The sequence below is a fragment of the Qipengyuania sp. NPDC077563 genome, from assembly GCF_044901345.1.
Lineage (GTDB): Bacteria > Pseudomonadota > Alphaproteobacteria > Sphingomonadales > Sphingomonadaceae > Qipengyuania > Qipengyuania aestuarii.
In genome coordinates, this window is record NZ_JBJDPC010000002.1 from 522821 (window position 1) to 540242 (window position 17422).

General features: G+C 61.5%; 13 protein-coding genes and 1 pseudogene. 10 read left to right on the plus strand and 4 right to left on the minus strand.

Going from position 1 to position 17422, the window contains the following annotated elements:
• The first annotated feature begins 45 nt into the window (after positions 1-45).
• Together ACI2I1_RS08530 and ACI2I1_RS08535 are read left to right on the plus strand one after the other, a co-directional pair.
• Positions 46-4293 (plus strand): strawberry notch-like NTP hydrolase domain-containing protein, encoded by a 4248-nt coding sequence (locus tag ACI2I1_RS08530; RefSeq protein WP_404678766.1) that lies wholly within the window; start codon positions 46-48, stop codon positions 4291-4293.
• 104 nt (positions 4294-4397) lie between these two features.
• A pseudogene (locus ACI2I1_RS08535) lies at positions 4398-6374 on the plus strand (ParB/RepB/Spo0J family partition protein).
• 200 nt (positions 6375-6574) lie between these two features.
• Here the strand turns inward: ACI2I1_RS08535 and ACI2I1_RS08540 are convergent.
• Positions 6575-7003 carry a GNAT family N-acetyltransferase gene (locus tag ACI2I1_RS08540; protein WP_404678767.1) on the minus strand — a complete coding sequence of 143 codons (429 nt, stop codon included), beginning with the start codon at positions 7001-7003 and terminating at the stop codon, positions 6575-6577.
• A gap of 377 nt (positions 7004-7380) precedes the next feature.
• Between ACI2I1_RS08540 and ACI2I1_RS08545 the strand changes: the two genes are divergently transcribed.
• The 5 genes from ACI2I1_RS08545 (at position 7381) to ACI2I1_RS08565 (ending at position 11186) form a co-directional block, all read left to right on the plus strand.
• On the plus strand, positions 7381-8310 hold the full coding sequence (locus ACI2I1_RS08545) for an ArdC family protein (protein ID WP_404678768.1): 930 nt from the start codon (positions 7381-7383) through the stop codon (positions 8308-8310).
• An 11-nt stretch (positions 8311-8321) separates the two neighbouring features.
• Positions 8322-8762 carry a hypothetical protein gene (locus ACI2I1_RS08550; RefSeq protein ID WP_404678769.1) on the plus strand — a complete coding sequence of 147 codons (441 nt, stop codon included), beginning with the start codon at positions 8322-8324 and terminating at the stop codon, positions 8760-8762.
• Positions 8763-8982: 220 nt separating this feature from the next.
• Positions 8983-9915: a DUF2493 domain-containing protein gene (locus tag ACI2I1_RS08555; RefSeq protein WP_404678770.1), complete on the plus strand. Its 933-nt coding sequence runs from the start codon at positions 8983-8985 to the stop codon at positions 9913-9915.
• A 332-nt stretch (positions 9916-10247) separates the two neighbouring features.
• Complete coding sequence (locus ACI2I1_RS08560; protein ID WP_404678771.1) at positions 10248-10517, plus strand: hypothetical protein; 270 nt, start codon at positions 10248-10250, stop codon at positions 10515-10517.
• A gap of 270 nt (positions 10518-10787) precedes the next feature.
• Positions 10788-11186, plus strand: coding sequence for a single-stranded DNA-binding protein (locus tag ACI2I1_RS08565; protein WP_404678772.1), 399 nt, complete (start codon positions 10788-10790; stop codon positions 11184-11186).
• 66 nt (positions 11187-11252) lie between these two features.
• On the opposite strand, the gene ACI2I1_RS08570 is transcribed toward ACI2I1_RS08565, so the two are convergent.
• Entirely contained in the window at positions 11253-11519 is a 267-nt protein-coding gene (locus ACI2I1_RS08570; RefSeq protein ID WP_404678773.1) for a DUF6437 family protein, read from the minus strand.
• Positions 11520-11861: 342 nt separating this feature from the next.
• On the opposite strand from ACI2I1_RS08570, the gene ACI2I1_RS08575 reads away from it, so the two are divergent.
• The 3 genes from ACI2I1_RS08575 (at position 11862) to ACI2I1_RS08585 (ending at position 14958) form a co-directional block, all read left to right on the plus strand.
• Positions 11862-12083: a hypothetical protein gene (locus ACI2I1_RS08575; protein WP_404678774.1), complete on the plus strand. Its 222-nt coding sequence runs from the start codon at positions 11862-11864 to the stop codon at positions 12081-12083.
• A 704-nt stretch (positions 12084-12787) separates the two neighbouring features.
• Positions 12788-13780, plus strand: a complete 993-nt coding sequence (locus ACI2I1_RS08580; protein ID WP_054522880.1) for a site-specific integrase — start codon at positions 12788-12790, stop codon at positions 13778-13780.
• Positions 13777-14958, plus strand: a complete 1182-nt coding sequence (locus ACI2I1_RS08585; RefSeq protein ID WP_054522892.1) for a site-specific integrase — start codon at positions 13777-13779, stop codon at positions 14956-14958. The genes ACI2I1_RS08580 and ACI2I1_RS08585 overlap by 4 nt, the downstream gene beginning before the upstream one ends.
• A 273-nt stretch (positions 14959-15231) precedes the next feature.
• On the opposite strand, the gene ACI2I1_RS08590 is transcribed toward ACI2I1_RS08585, so the two are convergent.
• Positions 15232-16752 (minus strand): ABC1 kinase family protein, encoded by a 1521-nt coding sequence (locus ACI2I1_RS08590; protein WP_404678775.1) that lies wholly within the window; start codon positions 16750-16752, stop codon positions 15232-15234.
• Positions 16753-16822: 70 nt separating this feature from the next.
• Positions 16823-17314: a MarR family winged helix-turn-helix transcriptional regulator gene (locus tag ACI2I1_RS08595; RefSeq protein WP_054523095.1), complete on the minus strand. Its 492-nt coding sequence runs from the start codon at positions 17312-17314 to the stop codon at positions 16823-16825.
• Positions 17315-17422: the final 108 nt, after the last annotated feature.

Here is a 17422-nt window from a genome sequence, read left to right on the forward strand (position 1 = left end):
GGCAGAGGGCGTGTCCCGATGCCATCATCAGGAGGACGAATTGCCATGTTTCAATCAGACCTGTTTCCCGCCGGCGAGCAGTTGTCGTCAATGCCTTTGGCCTATGCCATTGGCACCCGAGTTGCCGACCTTCTCGCTTCAGGGCGTCATCTTACCCGAACCGACATTTCCGGCCTCTTCGCCGACGAGACCGGCGTCTTGGACTGGGGAAGAGCCTGGACGATCGATGATTACAACAACGCGGTCGAGATAGGCGCGCTGCTCTGGCTTCGAGAGTCCTCACGGATCGATCTGGCGACGAATGTACACGAAGCCGAAGCGCGGTTCGACTGGCTCGAAGCAGCCTTGCCGCCGCGGCACGTTCGCAGCGAAGCACAGGTCGAGCTCCAGCAGTTCTCGACCCCGCCAATGCTGGCCTGGCTGATGGCGAAGGCCGCAGCTGTCTGCGCGCAAGACACGCTGCTCGAACCGTCCGCAGGCAATGGTGCCCTTGCTCTCTGGGGTTGCTTCCAGAACGCTTCGCTGCTCCTCAACGAGATCGATCCGGCAAGACGAGACGGTCTGGCCCACGTTTTCCCCACGGCCACCATCACTGCGCATGACGGGGAACTGATCGCCGACTTGCTTCGCGGCCCTGTTCCGTCTGCCGTGCTGATTAACCCGCCGTTCGCTCACAGCCTGGAACGCGGCAAGGACGGTGAGACCGCTATGCGTCACCTACGCGGTGCAATCCGGGCCGCTGCTAATCGGGCGAGGATCGTCGCCATTATGCCTGAAGGCTTCGACGCCTCCGCCTTCGCCAAGGCGCAGGGCGAAACATCGCTGTTGCTCGATATTCGCTTGCAGCAGGTGTTTCGCCGCACCGGGACGGGTATCGCCGTTCGCCTGGTCGTGTTCGACAAAACGCAGACTGCGTTCGCGCCAGTTATCACCGGAGATACTGGCGACCTGATCGAAGTCCACGAGTTTATCACTGCGCTTCCGCCACGCGTAGAGACCTCCGCCAACATCCATCGCTTGCCAGTCGGTAAGCCAGTGAGCCTCGTTGGTAAGACTTCAACGCATCGCGCGCCGGTCCGGCCGCTGGCGCCGTTTGCAGCGACAACACCAGCCACAGCGAATGCGATCGGTCTTACCTATTCGGTCTTGGCCGACCCCGCACCGGTGCCCGAACAGACCGGCATCTATCTGCCATACCGGCCCAGCCGCATCGCGTTCGAAGACGCGCCGGTCCATCCCACGCCCCTCGTGGAATCGGTCGCCATGGGTTCTGTCGCGGCGCCTCAGCCGGACGTCACACCGCGTCTGCCCGCTGGCTGGCAGACCGATGGCCTTCTGTCCGAAGCGCAGTGCGAGACATTGGTCTATGCAGTCCAGGCATTTGCGCGCGACCTGCCGGGCCAGTTCAAGGTCAGCCAGGAAGGCACCTCGCTCGAACTGTCCGAAGACGGGGACTCCTACCGCCAAGGCTTCTTCCTTGGCGATGGAACCGGAGCGGGCAAGGGACGGCAGATCGCAGCGGTCATCATGGACCGCTGGCTCGCAGGCGAGCGCCGCCATGTGTGGATCACCAAGAACGAGGCGCTGCTCGAAGATGCGCGCCGCGACTGGGAAGCGCTTGGCGGGCTACCGCTCGATCTCCAGCCGCTCTCACGCTGGAAACTCGGCCAGCCCGTAACGATGTCCGAAGGCATTCTCTTCATCACTTATCCGACGCTGCGCTCGGGCCGCGCCGAGGATACGCGGCTCGACCAGATCCTTGCCTGGGCGGGCGAGGATTTCGACGGCGTGATCGCTTTCGACGAAGCCCATGCGATGGCTAATGCGCTCGGGGGCTCTTCAATCCGCGGCAAGGTCAAGGGCTCCGAACAAGGGATGGCGGGCCTCAGGCTGCAGAACCATCTCCCGCGCGCCCGCGTGCTCTACGCGTCTGCCACTGGCGCTTCGGATATCGCCGACCTCGGTTACACTTCCCGCCTCGGCCTTTGGGGACCCGAGACCGCTTTTCCGACCCACGAGGCATTCATGACCGAGATCCGCGCTGGCGGCGTCGCGGCGATGGAGCTCGTCGCCCGTGATCTCAAGGCCCAAGGCCTCTATCTTGCCCGTGCGCTGTCCTTCGCCGGGGTCGAGTACGAGATCCTCGAACACAGCCTGACAGAAGCGCAAATGAAAATCTATGATGCCTATGCCGATGCCTGGGCGATCATTCACCGCAACCTCGAAGCTGCGCTCGAAGCAACCCGCGTGGTCGACGAGGACAGCGGCGACACGCTCAACCGCAATGCCAAGGCTGCGGCGCTATCGATCTTCGAAGGCACCAAACAGCGCTTCTTTGCCCAGCTCCTGCTTTCGATGAAATTGCCGAGCCTGATCCCCGCGATGGACGCGGCGCTTGGCGAAGACCATTCGGTTGTCGTGCAGCTGGTCTCGACCGCCGAGGCCATGCTCGACCGGCGCCTCGCCGACCTTACCGTGGAAGAACGCGAAGCTCTCGATATCGATCTGTCCCCGCGTGAATATGTCATCGACTACCTTACGAAGAGCTTCCCGGTGCGCCTGATGCAGGTTTTTGCCGACGAGGACGGCAATCTTCGCTCCGAGGCAATGAGCGACGAAGAGGGCAATCCCGTTTTCTGCCCGCGCGCCATTGCTGCGCGCGATGCACTGATCGAACAGCTTTGCGCACTGCCGCCCATCGCCACTGCGCTCGATGCGATTATCGAGCACTTTGGAACCGACGCCGTCGCCGAGGTCACGGGCCGGACCCGCAGGCTGGTCCTGGGCCGCGATGGTGAGCAGCGCCTCGAACGGCGTGGCCCCAACGCCAATGTTGCCGAAGCGCAAAGCTTCATGGAAGGAACCAAGCGCATCCTGGTCTTCTCGGACGCGGGCGGCACCGGGCGTTCCTATCATGCCGACGTGGGCGCCAGGAACCAGCAGCGCCGGGTTCACTTCCTGCTTGAACCGGGATGGCGCGCCGACAACGCCATCCAGGGTCTTGGTCGCACGAACCGCACCAATCAGGCCTCGGCCCCGCTGTTCCGCCCGGTCACCACAGATGTGAAGGGCGAGCGCCGGTTCATCTCGACTATTGCACGAAGGCTCGACGCTTTGGGCGCGCTTACGCGCGGCCAGCGCCAGACGGGCGGACAGAACCTATTCGACCCGGCAGACAATCTCGAAAGCGACTATGCGCGCGACGCGCTCAGCCGCTGGTTCCAGCTGCTCTATGACGGCAAGCTTGAAGCCACCACCTTTGGCAACTTCGTCGAGCGCACCGGCCTCCGACTCGAAAACCCCGATGGCGGGCTGACCGACAATCTCCCCACGATCCAGCGCTGGCTCAATCGCATCCTCGCGCTGCCGATTGCGCTCCAGAACGCCATATTCGATGAATATCTCGACCTCGTGGAAGCGCGGATTGAAGCCGCGCGCGAGGCCGGAACGCTCGACCAGGGACTGGAAACCGTGAGGGTCGATCATTTTACGGTCCTGGCAGATGAACTCCTGCGCACCGACCCCGTGACCGGTGCCGAGACCCGCCTCGTCTCGCTCGAAGTGTCGAGGCACCTTCGGCTTCTGAGCTTGCAGCGCCTGGTGCGGAAGCACGAGATCGGCAGCTCGCACGCGATCCCGATGCGCAATGCGCGCTCGGGCAAAGTCGCGCTCTCGGTTCCGGCCCGGCGCCTCATCGCTGACGACGGCGCCGCGATCGAGCGCCGGCGCCTGCTCCGACCGCTCAAGTCCGCCAACTGGACGCTTGAGGCGCTTGCTGAAAGCCACTGGGAGGAAATCGGCGTTGCAGCGTTCACCAGCGCCTGGCGGGCCGAGGAAGAAGAGGCCGCTGCTTCACCGGTCACCGAGCGCGTCCATCTCGCCACCGGACTGCTGCTCCCTGTCTGGAAGCGCCTGCCCGGCGATCATGTTCGGGTCACCCGGCTCGTTGCCGAAGATGGTCAAGCGATCATCGGCCGCGAAGTGCTCGATATCGATCTCGCCGCAATCGCCGAAACCTTTGGTCTTTCCGGAGTTACTGGACCGGTGCCTGAGCAGATCGGCAACCTCGTCCTGGCCAGCGGCAAACCGCTGGGCCTTGCAAGCCAAGATCCACTTACCGTGAAGCGCTCGCTGGTCGGCGGCGAACAGCGCCTCGAACTGACCGGGTTCTCGCCCGATCGCCTCGACTGGTACAAGAACAAGGGCTGCTTCACCGAGATCATCCGCTACCGCACGCGGCTGTTCGTCCCGGTGTCGAAAGCCTCGTCGGTCCTCCCCGCGCTTGCCGCCTGATCCCTCGGGCAGACCCCAATCTCAGAATGAGAGTGGAGGGAGCCCTTTGGGCTTGTGGGCCTCGTGATCCTCACCTGCGCCTTCATTCCATCAGGAGAACACCCATGATCCAGTCGATTCCCTTGAAGAAGCTCGTCCCGAGCCCGCGCAACGTTCGCAAGTCGAGCGATGTGCTGGCTGACCTCCAGCTGCGGGCAGACATTGGTGCGCGCGGTCTGCTGCAGAACCTCGTCGTGCGCAAAGGAAAGCGCGGCAAGTTCGAGGTCGAGGCCGGCGGCCGGCGTCTCGCCGCGCTGCAGGCACTGGCCGAAGAGGGCACCTTGTCCGAAAGCCATTAGGTCACCTGCCTCGTCATCGAAGGCGAGGAAAGCGAAGTGCGCGAGGCCAGCCTTGCCGAGAACTTCCAGCGTCTCGCGATGAACCCGGCCGACGAAGCGCAGGCTTTCGCGGCGATCATCGAAGCAGGCGCTACCACCGAAGACGTGGCGCGCCGCTTCGGCCTCACCGTCCGATTCGTCGAAGGGCGTCTGCGCTTAGCAAGTCTCGCACCCTGCGTCTTCGAAGCGCTCGCCGAAGGCACGATTACGCTCGACATGGCCAAAGCCTACGGCGCGATCTCCGACGTGGAGCGCCAGGCGCATGTCTATGCCGAGCTGCAGGACGCCTGGTACCAGATCACGCCTGACACGATCCGCCGCATGGTGCTCGACGCAACTGTTCGTGGCTCCGATCCGCGAGCGGTTCTCGTCGGACGCGATGCCTACCTCGCCGCAGGCGGCCGGATCGAACGCGAACTGTTCGACGACGATGCCAGCGAAAGCTGGATCGATGTCGCGCTGCTCGAGGACCTCGCACACAAGGCCATGGAAGAAGCCGCAGAAAAGGTCGCGATCGAATATGGCCTTGCCTGGGTACGCCCGACACTTGGCACCTATGTCAGTCATGACCTTGTCGACGGCCTCAATCGCTTGCCCTGCGAGCCTGCGCCAATGACCGACCGGGAAGTGCAGGAGCTCGGCGAGCTCGAGGCCGACTACGACCGCGTCGCCGCCGTGCTCGAAGACGAGGACAGCGACGAGGAGGAGATCGCCAAAGCCGAACGCGAACTGGTCGTCATCGACCGGGCCATGTGCGCGATCAATGATCGCCCTCCTGTGCTTGTCGACGAGTTGAAAGCCGAGGCCGGTGCCTTCCTTGTCCTCTCGCGCAATGGCGAGCCGACACTGGTCCCGCAGTTCTATACTCAGACCGAAGTCATCACGGACGACGATTGCGCTATCGAGGCAGTCGAGGAGAACGGAACGGTGAGGCCTAAAGGGAGCTCGCTCTCACAGCGCCTGCTCGACGAACTGGCCATGCAGCGCCGCGACATCCTTGCGATCCATCTCGCCAACGATCCGGCACTGGCGCTCGACTTCATGGTCTTCACGCTCGCCGATGCCGATGGACACGACTGGCGCGCAAAGAAAGCGTCGACGCTGGTCGGCTCGGTTGCTTCCGGCCCGGTTACCGGGTTCGAGGCCAAGGATGCACCGTCGAGCGCTGCCTTGGCCGAGTTCGCCGGTTCGCTCGATGAAAGCTGGCGTGCTGGTGAAAGCGATGTCGAGCGGTTTGCCAGGTTCCGGGCGCTTTCCGACGAGGCACGCTCGGCCTGGCTCGGCCATGTCGTCTCGCGCACTCTGGTAGCCAGCCTTGCCTGCGAAGGGGAGCGCTCGGTGCCACTGCACGAGGAGCTGGGCTCACTGCTCGAAATCGAGACCGCACACTGGTGGCGTCCCACGGCTGCGAACTACTTCGATCGTGTGGCCAAGGCTCGCACGCTCGAGACGCTCGATGCCGCCGGTGGTCCCGAACTCGTCAGTCGCTATGCCGCATCGAAGAAGGCCGAACTGGCGAGCGCTGCCGAGCGCATATTCTCCGGCAACTTCATTGGTGAGGCCGAGGTCAAGGAACGGGCACAGGCTTGGGTTCCGCCGATCATGCGTTTCGCCGGTTCCGAGCAGGTCGCACCGGTTGCCGCTGAAGGTGACGAGCCGGTCAGCGACGACGCGACTGACGAAATTGCCGAGCAGGCTGCCTGACCCCTCCTCACAGGTCCAGGTCACTCGGCGGGCGGTCCGTCCCAATCGGGACGGGCCGCCTTTTCCATGTCAAATTTTCGGCCGGTTGAAGACGGTCCGCTTTTAGGTGGCTGAATGCTGAAAGCTGCCGTTCGGCTAACGACCCTAAGCGCGGTTGTTTAACTTGAGCGGAAACTACCTCGAAAGCGGACGCCCGAAAATCAAATCAGCACCTTCTTGAGATAGTGCGAAGAGTGTCCCTTGGGTCGGTTGGAAAGGGTCGCCATGTGGTTGTAGCCGTTCTTTTCGTAGAATGGCCTTGCCTGCCAGCTGGTCGTTTCAACTAAAGCATTTTCGCAACCATTGTCGCGCGCAAAAGCCTCGGCTTTCTGTATCAGCCTACGCCCGATTCCACTGCCGCGCGCAGTCTCGGAAATCCAAAGAAGTTCGATGTGAAGGGTATTCCAATAGCATGTTGCGCGGATGCCACCTTGTAATGATCCCTCGTCATCTCGAGCCATCACGTGAAACCGCTTCTCTTCCTCGGCCGGCTCGAGATCGCGAACGGTTTCTTCGTTGAATGACTTAATCCCGCGACTGAGCAGGTCCGCCTCAGCTTTCGAAGGGTTCCGCTCGATCTCGATGTTCACTGTAGGTCCTCAAAACTGACGGGTAGGTGTTTTTATGTCTGCTTTGACCAAAATAAACAACAAACTAGACATTCCGTTCCCCCCGTTTCAAACCTTTCCGCGTGTTGTCGGAGCGCCTCAAAGCTGACTGTCCGCTAATCGCACACGCACGATTAAAGCGGCCCGACTGCAAAAGCGGCCCGACTGCAAACGAGCCCTAATCGGACATTCGCGGTAATCATTACCGGAGCAAAGCGGCCGGGCCGCTTTCAGGCATCCGCAGGAAGCCTGAACGTCCCGAATTGAGGGCGCATTGCGGTCATCATTGAAGGAGAGAGGAGGGAGCTTTGCTCTTCCTGAGCCGGGACAACTCCGTTCCGGCGATCAGGAGATCTCCCATGACCAAGTCCCGCCGCACCGTTTCGACATCGCCTGCCAAGCGCATCACCGCCGCGATCATCGAAAAGCTCGAGCAAGGCACAAAGCCCTGGGTCAAGCCGTGGCGCGGTGTGCCCGTCTCGCGGCCCTTGCGCTCCTGCGGGACGCCTTATCGCGGAATGAACACCTTTTGGCTCTGGATGGTGGCCGATGGCTGCGGTTTCGCTTCGCCGTACTGGATGACGTACCGCCAGTGCCAGAAGCTAGGCGGACAGGTCCGCAAGGGCGAGAAATCGACCATCGCGATCTTCTACAAGAGCTATACCAAGGAGGTCGAGAACGCCGAAGGCGACACGGACACCGAGAACCGGCGCGTGCTCAAGGCCTATGCCGTGTTCAACGCGGACCAGTGCGACGGCCTCCCCGCATTCTATCATCCCAAGCCGCTGGTTGCCGCGCTTGAGCCCGAAGGACGCGAAGACCGGCTCGATGCCTTCTTCGGTCAAGTCGGCGCAGACCTGCGCCATCATGGTGCCCAGGCCTACTACGAACCGCTGCGCGACCGCGTCACGATGCCGCCAGCCGAACTCTTCGAAGCCTACGACCACTATTACGCGACGCTTGCACACGAGCTGTCGCACTGGACGGGGCATTCCTCGCGGCTCGACCGCGATCTCAAGAACCGCTTCGGCAGCGACGCCTATGCTGTCGAAGAACTGATCGCCGAACTGTCCTCAGCCATCCTTGGGGCAGAACTGGGTCTGCCGGTCACCCACCTCGACCATCACGCCAGCTACATCGCGTCCTGGCTCAAGATCCTCAAATCGGATGAGCGCGCGATCCTGACCGCTGCGGCCAAGGCCGAGGAAGCGGCCAGCCTGTTGCTTGACCTTGGGGGTCACCAATCCAACGAAAGCGAGCCCGACGTCGATCTTGCTGATGCAGTCTGAGGAGGAGTGAGATGGGACGTTCCGTCAGCTATCCGGCCGGATCCGTGGTTGCCTTTCGCCTGCTCGATGATGGCGAAGACGCAGATGTCGACTGGGCCTACGAGTGCCTCGTCGCCGAGATCATCGATACTGCGAAGGCGACCTTTCCTTCCTTTGAACGCTTCGAAGGATGGCGCGGCCGCGAGGATCGCATCCTCCTGCGGAACGCCTTCGCTGATTGCGGCATATCGACATATTGCGGGCTCGCCGCGATCTGGCTCGCCGAGCGCGATGACGCTCGCTACTGGGAAGCCGATCTCTACAACCCGCGCGTGCCGAGGGCACGGCATTGGCTCGCCCAGGTGTCAGGAAGGTTCATCGACCTGTTCGGCGAGCTGCGCATGGTCGGTCGGTTCTCGAATGGCGAAGCGATCTTCGAGCGCTCCTGCCCTGATAGCGACGTCGGGTCCTGATCCTGCCTCATCCCTGTCCGCCGGGAGAGGCCCTTGGGCCGGTCGGGGCGCGCCGCAACCCGCGGCCCGTCAGCCCGTGTTGCCCGCGCCAGCCTTAGGGCCGCAGGTTTCCCGCTACGCGGTGCGTCATGCCCCTTGTCCCGGCCCTGATCGGGCTCCGGCGGACAGGGCCGAGGCAATGGTGCCTCCTCTCCATGTCCGCGCGATCAGGAGACACCCCATGTACGACAGCTTCATTGATCAATTGAGCGGCCTTGACCTTTCAGGCCTCAGCATCAGGCCGGCCCCCTTCAACCAAACAGATTTTCCCTGCGAGGACGCGATCGAGCAGACGCTTGGCGCCGTATGGTCCGACCTCTTCGCGATGTTTTCCGACACGGCCCTGGAAGCCGATGCCGAGGATATTGCCTGGGGCGTGGTCAATCTTTTCCACCGCGCAGCCAGCCGCAAGTCGGCTCAACTTGATCGAGCCAGCGACGAGATTCGGGTCCTGCTCGCATCCGCCGATGGCTCTGAAGTGCATTCGAGGAATCTGGAAGAGCAGGTCGAGCGCGCGCAGGCTGCCGAAGCCAGTATGCTGGCCTTCGAGCAGATGCGTGAGGCTGCAGCAGCACTATACCGCGACGAGACCGGTTCCTCTTGGAAGCCCGTTTCGGGCTCGCGAACCAGCCATTCGCGCCACCTTACCTCGGCTGTGATCGATGCCCGCGACTTCCTCCGCGCACGCGCCGAGAACCGGCGTCACGCCCTGATACCGGAAGGAACTCCAATCGTCTTCGCCGGTGGTCGCCAGAGCTTTGAAGGCGCCGAAGATGCGCGTGCCTATGCTGAGAACATCTGGGCGACTCTGGACAAGGTTCGCGATGTGGTTCCCGATCTCTTTCTGGTCCATGGCGGCGACGGCAAGGGTGCCGATCGCCTGGCAGCGAGCTGGGCCGAGCGCCGCGAAGTCCAGCAGCTGACCTATTCGCTCGATCGTCGGCTTGGTGCCCGCGCCGGGTTCAAGCGCAACGAGCAAATGCTTTCGCTCAATCCGCGTTATGTCGTCGCCTTTCCGGGCAATGGCGTCACCGAACGACTGGTGATCGATGCTAAGACGCGCCGGATCACCGTGGTCGATCGTCGCGGCCCGCTCGGAACCAGTCCAGCGTAATTGCTGAGACTCTTTCGACGACCTGTATCGAAAGTTCTTTTCAGCCGGAAAAAGGGCGGCCCCTTTCGGGACCGCCCATTAGGAGAGAACTCATTGCATTGCTGCTCCGAGCCCTTCGGGTCGCGCGGTGCTAATACCATCATTCATGGATTAGTCGATTGTAGGCTTGCGACAGGCCCGAATAGGTACGCTTTCGAGCAACCCGATTGCGTTCATTTTCAGTGATGCAGTTGACCTTCCAGTCATTTCTTCTGTGATCAAGTTCCTTCTCTCAGCGATTGAAGCAGATCTCTCCATTCTCTTACCCGACACTTCGGGCTACAGGACCGCACATGCAACTTGACGATCTGCTGCAGCGCTACTTTGCCACCACCGACCTCGCCGGTGTGGCTCCCGACACCTTTGAAGCTGGTATCGAGCATTGCCGGGTCGATTTCGGCCTTGAGAAGGACCGGGGCAAGCGCTTTGCGCTTTGGTCATTCCTGCACATGTTCGGGTCCGCCCCCGATCTCGATGTGGCATTCGAGGACGAGGAAGACCGGGAAGCAGCCCGCAACTTCATGGATCTCCTGGCAGCATCGGAGAGTGATGGGGCAGGCTGAATGCAGCAGGGTCTTGGCACCTTTAGACCCGCACCCGATACCCATCCCGCTTTCTTCGCGAACAGTCCTGAACCAGGTCAGCTGAGGACGGCAACCCGTTCCTTTGACGGCCGTGTTGTCGCGCTTCGCGCGCCTGCCCGTACCACCCGTCATGAACAGGTTTCCCTTCGGCCCTTCAGGCCTGCGGTGCAGTCCTCCCATGCCCTGCTTCTTCTGGATGTTCACAAGCCGGAGATGGTCTCCGGTTTGAGGAACTGAAGGACTACTATCATGACCAATATCGCAATCCTCACCGGCCGCATCGCTCGCGAACCCGATACCCGCGAGACCAAGGGCGGCACCAACGTCACCGGGATCACCATCGTCACCGATCGCCCTACGCGAGACAAGGACGGCAAGACCTACAAGGACGAGAACGGCTACACCGCCAAGGAAAGCGAGTTCCACAGGGTGACCTGCTTCAACGGCCTCGCCAAAACCGTCGGCCAGTACTGCTCCAAGGGCCAGCTGGTATCCGTCCAGGGCCGCATCCACTACACCCAGTGGGAGGACAAGGACGGGGTTACGCGCTACGGCACCGAGATCCTCGCCGACAAGGTCGACTTCCTCTCCCGCGGTAGTGGTTCGAGCGACGACAACGACAACACCGACGCTCCCGAGATCGACTGAACTCTCCCGTCGGTCTCCCTCGCGGAGGGGTCCTGTCCTACCGGACAGGGCCCCTTCTTACTGTTCCTACTCTCCGGTTGTCTGTTCGGTGCGAGAAGATGAGCGAGCCGGTGGAAGCAGCCTCATCAGAGATGCTTCTTCGCCGAGCTTTCCGAGCTCTCCGGCAACTCTTGCGAGCGCCTTCTTCGAGAAGGTCTCAAGTCCCGTTCCCAAGATGATGCGGCCCAGTTCAAGTGCGGCTTGCTCCTCAAGTTGCTTCTGGCGCTCGGCGAGTGCCAGCCGGTCGGCTTCGAGTTTCCGGAGTGCTGCGACAGCGCTTCGTTTAGTTGGCACCGGGGTTCCTTTCCTGCACCCCTCGGTGGTTCCTCCCTTCGATTAACATGCACCCGGGTACAGCCTGTAGGAAAGTCCAATCACGCGGGTCACCCCTTGCGCTCATAACGGAGCGGGGGAGGGGTCTGGCTCACCGAATTCCAAGGGTGATGGGCATGGGACCGGCGCGTCAAGGACGGCGGGGCCCCACCATTTTGCCTCCCCTGCGCTTTGCTCCGGTCCGACAAAATCGTTGCCCCCACCGCCGCTTCGCGGTCGCCATTGCGGCGATCCCTGACCCGCCGGCCCCATGCCCCTCCGCCTGTTTTTTGTCGTCTCCGCGACAGGTTTCAGGAGGATATCATGACTGCACTCAGCACCTTGGACATGAACGCGCATAGCTATTTCGAAGCGCTTGCAGTTGCCGAAAGGCGCGCCCTGCACAGTTTCTTCGACCAGCACGTGGTGGAAGATGAAGACCTGGGCTACTTCGCCCTCGACGAGGGTGACTACAACGCACTTCCTCCGCATCTCGCCAGCCGCGTGGTGCACACGGTCAATGGGGCAATGCTCGACGAATACTGACGACCATACGAGGGCAGGAGCCGGTGACGGTTCCTGCCCTTTTTTCGTGTTCGCTTGTGCTGGAACGGGCGAAAAGCGGAGCGGGGCTGGGGTCGCGCTCGGTCCCGCCCCGCCTTCGGCGGCGCTCCTGCGGGCGCGGCCATTTTTGTTCTGGGCCCCGCACGCACGCCCGAACGACAGTGGGTCGGACCGGCGCAGTGCCGCGGGACCGACAGACCCCGGTCCCGGGCCCCGCACGCGCTCCTTTGCCGCTGCCTTTGCGGGGGTGCGGTCCTTGTGCGCGGTATTCATGCGCTTGAAGATCAGGCTCGATTACGGCCGCGAACTGGATGCTCGCGCCGCCAAGGGCTCCGTTGGAAAATGCCTTCGAGAACGGAACGACCAAGATCACCGGATTTCGCCGCGCAATGGGGAACAGAATTGGCACACCGGACGCAGCCTAAGCTGCATTTATGGAGCAAAACCTAGTAAAAACAGATAGTTCGAAATTTCTAACCCACCGGCAATCTGTGGGTGGGCAAGGCACAGCCGTCACCCACAAACGCCAATCCAATAAGCTGAAACTGACCGGTCATGTGGCCCGTCGAGCCTCACTTCCGCTCGGGATTACATGGGATAATGAACTGCCTGGCTTCGGACTGCGCAAGCGCAAGTCCGGACACCTTAGCTGGATAGTGAAGTACAGGCCCCGAGGCGTGCAGAGGATGGTGACGCTGGGACGCGCGGGAGTGGCGGCAGGTGCGCTGGGCGCTCCCGCCGCGCGCGCTGCCGCGCGCAGATTGCTCATCAGGGCTACGCTTGCCGACCTGCCGTCTGCGCCCGAGCAGAAAAAGGTCCCGCTCTTTGTCGACTTCGCCGAGGAATTCTGGACCGACTATTCGCCGCACTGGAAGCCGTCGACCAGGACGAGCTCGCGCTCGCGCATCGATCAGCTGCTCATTCCGCATTTCGGCGAACTTCCGGTCGACATGATCGCACGGTCAGACATCAACCGCTGGCGCGACACCATGACAAAGAGGGAAGGGAGCTTCAATCGCACCATCCCGATCATGTCTGTCATGATGCAGTATGCGGAAAAGCTCGGGTATCGCGCCAAATGCTCCAACCCGTGTCGCGGTGTGTCCCGCTTCAAGCGCGAGCTCCCGGAGCGCTACCTTTCCGCCGACGAATACCGCAGGCTCGGGCGCGCGTTGGCCAATCACGAGTTTGCGAACCCGTTCGTGATCCCCGCGCTTCTCTTGCTCGTTTACACGGGTGCACGTGCTTCGGAGATTGCGACCTTGCGCTGGCGCTACGTCCAGATTCCTCGACTTGCGCTACCCGACAGCAAGACCGGCCCGAAGACCATTTATCTCAACCCGCAAGCGATCGAAATTCTGAGTGGCCTCGACCGCCGGGCCGACGACCAGCTTGTCTTTCCGGCGTTGCATCGGGAGGGACCAATCAATCTTGGAGAACACTGGATCAGGATCAGGCGCAAGGCCGCTCTTCCCGATGTCCGGCTCCACGATCTTCGCCACAGCTTTGCCTCAGCGGCCATTGCCAAGGGCATTCCACTCGCGACCATCGGCAAGCTGTTGGGGCACGCGCTTCCCGAGACGACCGCGCGCTATGCGCATCTTGCAGACGACATCATCTCGGAGAGCGCCGACCGGATTTGTTCGAGCCTCGCCGGTGCGCTGGGCATCGCGGCGTGACCGGATACGATCTGAAGCATATCCTGGCCGAGGAACTCGCGCGCGTTGTTCCGGGAGAGGCTGGGAAGCGCCGGACGAGGTTTGACTACGTGCTTCCGGGCTTTGGCGAGCGCATCCACCGCTCAGGACGCAAGAGCTACGTCCTCCAGCGGACCATCGGTGGCAAGCAGCGGTTGATAACGATCGGCGATGCCGCCATCCTTACCGAGCGCATCGCGAAGGATGTTGCCCGCCGGCTGATCCTCCGGATCGAGCTCGGGCAGAACCCGGCAGACAAGAAGAAGCGCGGCACGAAGACGCCGACCTATGCGGCGTTCCTTCAGTCGTATTGGGATGTGGCGGCACCGACCTGGAAGAAGTCCACGCGCGAGATCCAGGACATCTACCGCCGCACCCATCTCGACCATGCGTTTGCGGGCAAGTTCATCGACGAGATCGATCATGCCGATGCGGTGCGCTGGCACGCGGAGGTAACGCGCTCGGCAGGGCCGGGCGCGGCAAACCGCGCCATGGAAATTCTGAAAGCCATGTTCGCCAAGGCCGAGGCCTGGGGCTATATTCCGGAGCATTCAAACCCCTTTCGAGGCGTGAAGAAGAACAGGGGGCGCAAGATCGAACGGTTTCTGAGCGACGCCGAGATGGCGCGGCTCGGGAAAGCCCTTGTCGACCGACGCGCTGACCAGCCCGTCGAGGCGGCGGTAGTCACACTGCTCACGTTGACGGGATGCCGACGCGGCGAAATCCTCAACCTCACCTGGGGCGAGGTTCAGGGGCGGAAGCTCAAACTGACCGATTCCAAGACAGGTCCGCGCATCGTCTGGCTTGGCCAGGAGGCGAGGGCGGTGCTCGATGGATTGCCGCGTGGGAAGAAGGATGAGCTAGTGTTTCCGTTCAAGGGGCAGTCGGTTTCAGCGATCGACTGGTTCTGGCGCAAGCTTCGGCGTGATGCCGGTCTGGATGACGTCAGGCTCCACGATCTGAGGCACAACTATGCCAGCCTGGCAGCGCGATCATCCGAGACTTTGCCGATGATTGGAAGCCTCCTTGGCCACAGGCAGGTTTCGACAACAGCTCGGTATGCACACTTGGATGATACCTCCCTCCTTGAGGCTGCGACCGAAATTGGTGATGAAATCGCGTGCAGACTGGCGCTATCCGAAGCCCCCTGGCGTCAGTGAGATTTCGCGCTCCAGAGATTCGAATTCAATGTCGTGGGGTCTAATTCGCTTGGCAGCAATGCGCCCTAATAGCGGCCATAAAGTCAGGCGAGGACAAGCCTGAAAGCTGCCGTTCCATAGTTTCGTCTGATTGAGGAAAATAAGCCTTCAATCGCAATAGGTCGAAAAATTTTTTTCGCGATGCGTCTTGGTCGCTGAAGTGCGGCGTATGAAATCCTCATTAAGTTCGGCTTTGCCGTAACGTGACCGTGCACGAATTAAGTTGCTCCTTCATTATGATTTTCGGATGAGCACCACCCCAGCAATCACAAGCGCGCCGCCAGCCAGAAGCCAGGATTGATCGACAAGCAATGCGCTAGCCACGATCAATGCGGCAGCTAGAGGGCCTTTCAAGGACTGACGCTCATTGCGAAGTCCTGCGAGTTGCTCGATACTGAGCGGATCGAGCTGAACCGGCACATATCCTGACTTTGCGATCGAGTTCGCAGTGGCAAGTATGTCGGGCAAGGACGCCGACAACCCCAGCAGCTGACCGCGAAGTTTCTTCAAACCCGACCGAGCGCTAGCGAGCGAGAACCGCTCGGCGAAAAGCTCCGTCATGATCGGCCGGGTGTCCTCGGCAATGTTATAGTCGGGTGCCAGTGATCGGACGACACCCTCTGCCGTAAGCAAGGTACGCAGAAGAATGGCCAGATCAGGTGGCAGAACCAGTCGATAATCCCGCAACAGGTCGAAAACGCGGGAAAAAATCTGCGAGAACTCGATGCCAGATAGCACGGTTCCCCTGAACTCTCCGATCAACTGATCCAGATCCACCGCGAGCGCATCGCGATCCACCTTCGGCTCCCCCGCCCATGCGAGCAGGACATTCGCGACATCGCTGGTTTTCTCACCAGCAATCGCAAGCACGAGGCGGACGATCTCGTCGCGCCTGGCCTTGGTGAGCGTCCCGACTGATCCGAAGTCGATGAAGCCGACATCCTGCTCGCCGATCAGGAAGACGTTACCCGGATGGGGGTCGCCGTGAAATTCGCCGTTCAGGATGATCATCCGCAGGACAGCGTTGGCATAGCTTTTAGCGAAAGCCGCCACCCGCGGGTCGCCCGATGGGCTGCCCAGCGAAGACGCGGGCCTGCCGTACAGGCGTTCCTGAACGTTCACCCGCAGCCCGGTCAGTTCCCAATGGATGGCCGGGGTCCTGACGCCGATGGTATCGAGATATGCGCCGATCCGCTCGCAGGCTCGGGATTCCGCAGCGAGGTCCATCTCCCAGGCAAGATTGCGGCCGAAGGTCCGCAGAAACTCGACTGGCCGGTAACGCGCGATGTCAGGAGAGCGTGCTTCTGCGATCTCGGCAAGACGCACAAGCAGACGCACATCGGCTTCCATCCGCGCGGCGGTGCCCGGGCGTCGAACCTTCACGATGACCTTGCTACCGTCCCTTAGCTCGGCGGAATAGGTCTGTGCAATCGAGGCGGACGCCAAAGGCTTTTCGTCGAACTGCGCAAAGTCGTTCCGCCAGTCCTCACCCCAGCTTGAAGCAAGTACGGGCTCGATATCTGCGAAGCGCACTGGCGACACCTGATCGTGCAGGGTTGAGAATGCCGTGATCCAGTGTTCGGTGAACAGATCGCTTCGGGTGGCGAGGAGCTGCCCCAGTTTTATGCCGACTGGCCCGATGTCACGGAGGAACGCGACAACTGCGGCCGGGCGAAATTCGCGAGGGTCGATGACATTGTTCGAAGAGGGAATAAACCCGAGGGCTCCGGCGAGATTCTTCGCTCCGTGCCTCATTAGGATTCGGCCAATCTCCGCGGCGCGAGCGATGCTGCCGATAGGCTTTTCCGGGGGCGATGCCATGATTTTATTCAGCCTCGGCACGGTGTTGGTCCAGATTTTCCGATACCCTTTCAAGAATCTGCTGCAGCGTTCGCTTCTCGTCGGCGGCAATGTCGCGCCAAAGCAGATCATGAAGCCTATCCGCGGAGCCTCTCAGTTCGGGCAGCAGATCGTCAAGCTGCTCCGTGAGGATGAGCTGCCACGCTCGCCGATCCGTCTCAGCTCGAAGCCTTTTCATCAGCCCGCGTGCGCAAAGACCTGCAACCGCCTGGCCGATGGTCGCCGATTCCAGTTCCAGTTTCTTGGCGATTTCAGCCTGCGTAAGGGCAGGATCGCGAAGAAGTTGTCCGATGATCCTCCACTGTGTCTGATTGAGACCGATCCTGGCGACCCTCGCATCGTACACTCTGCGCGCGCCGCGACTGATCTCGTCCATAAGATAGAGAATGCGGTCATTATCGGTGATGACCTTCTGCCGACGCTGAGACCGTGACATGGTATCTGGTTTTTCATCCATAGCGCTGTGTAGTCGGATAGCCTCGGATGCCCAAATGCAAACTGCTAAATGCCTTTACTATTTGACTCACGGCTCATAGGGCGCGAGACGCGTTCACCTTTTACTGAG

What these genes read in the sequence shown, in the direction of transcription:
- ACI2I1_RS08530 (WP_404678766.1), top strand. Translation starts at nt 46, where the DNA reads ATGTTTCAATCAGACCTGTTTCCCGCCGGCGAGCAGTTGTCGTCAATG.
- ACI2I1_RS08545 (WP_404678768.1), top strand. Translation starts at nt 7,381, where the DNA reads ATGACCAAGTCCCGCCGCACCGTTTCGACATCGCCTGCCAAGCGCATC.
- ACI2I1_RS08550 (WP_404678769.1), top strand. Translation starts at nt 8,322, where the DNA reads ATGGGACGTTCCGTCAGCTATCCGGCCGGATCCGTGGTTGCCTTTCGC.
- ACI2I1_RS08555 (WP_404678770.1), top strand. Translation starts at nt 8,983, where the DNA reads ATGTACGACAGCTTCATTGATCAATTGAGCGGCCTTGACCTTTCAGGC.
- ACI2I1_RS08560 (WP_404678771.1), top strand. Translation starts at nt 10,248, where the DNA reads ATGCAACTTGACGATCTGCTGCAGCGCTACTTTGCCACCACCGACCTC.
- ACI2I1_RS08565 (WP_404678772.1), top strand. Translation starts at nt 10,788, where the DNA reads ATGACCAATATCGCAATCCTCACCGGCCGCATCGCTCGCGAACCCGAT.
- ACI2I1_RS08575 (WP_404678774.1), top strand. Translation starts at nt 11,862, where the DNA reads ATGACTGCACTCAGCACCTTGGACATGAACGCGCATAGCTATTTCGAA.
- ACI2I1_RS08580 (WP_054522880.1), top strand. Translation starts at nt 12,788, where the DNA reads ATGGTGACGCTGGGACGCGCGGGAGTGGCGGCAGGTGCGCTGGGCGCT.
- ACI2I1_RS08590 (WP_404678775.1), bottom strand. Translation starts at nt 16,752, where the DNA reads ATGAGGCACGGAGCGAAGAATCTCGCCGGAGCCCTCGGGTTTATTCCC.
- ACI2I1_RS08595 (WP_054523095.1), bottom strand. Translation starts at nt 17,314, where the DNA reads ATGGATGAAAAACCAGATACCATGTCACGGTCTCAGCGTCGGCAGAAG.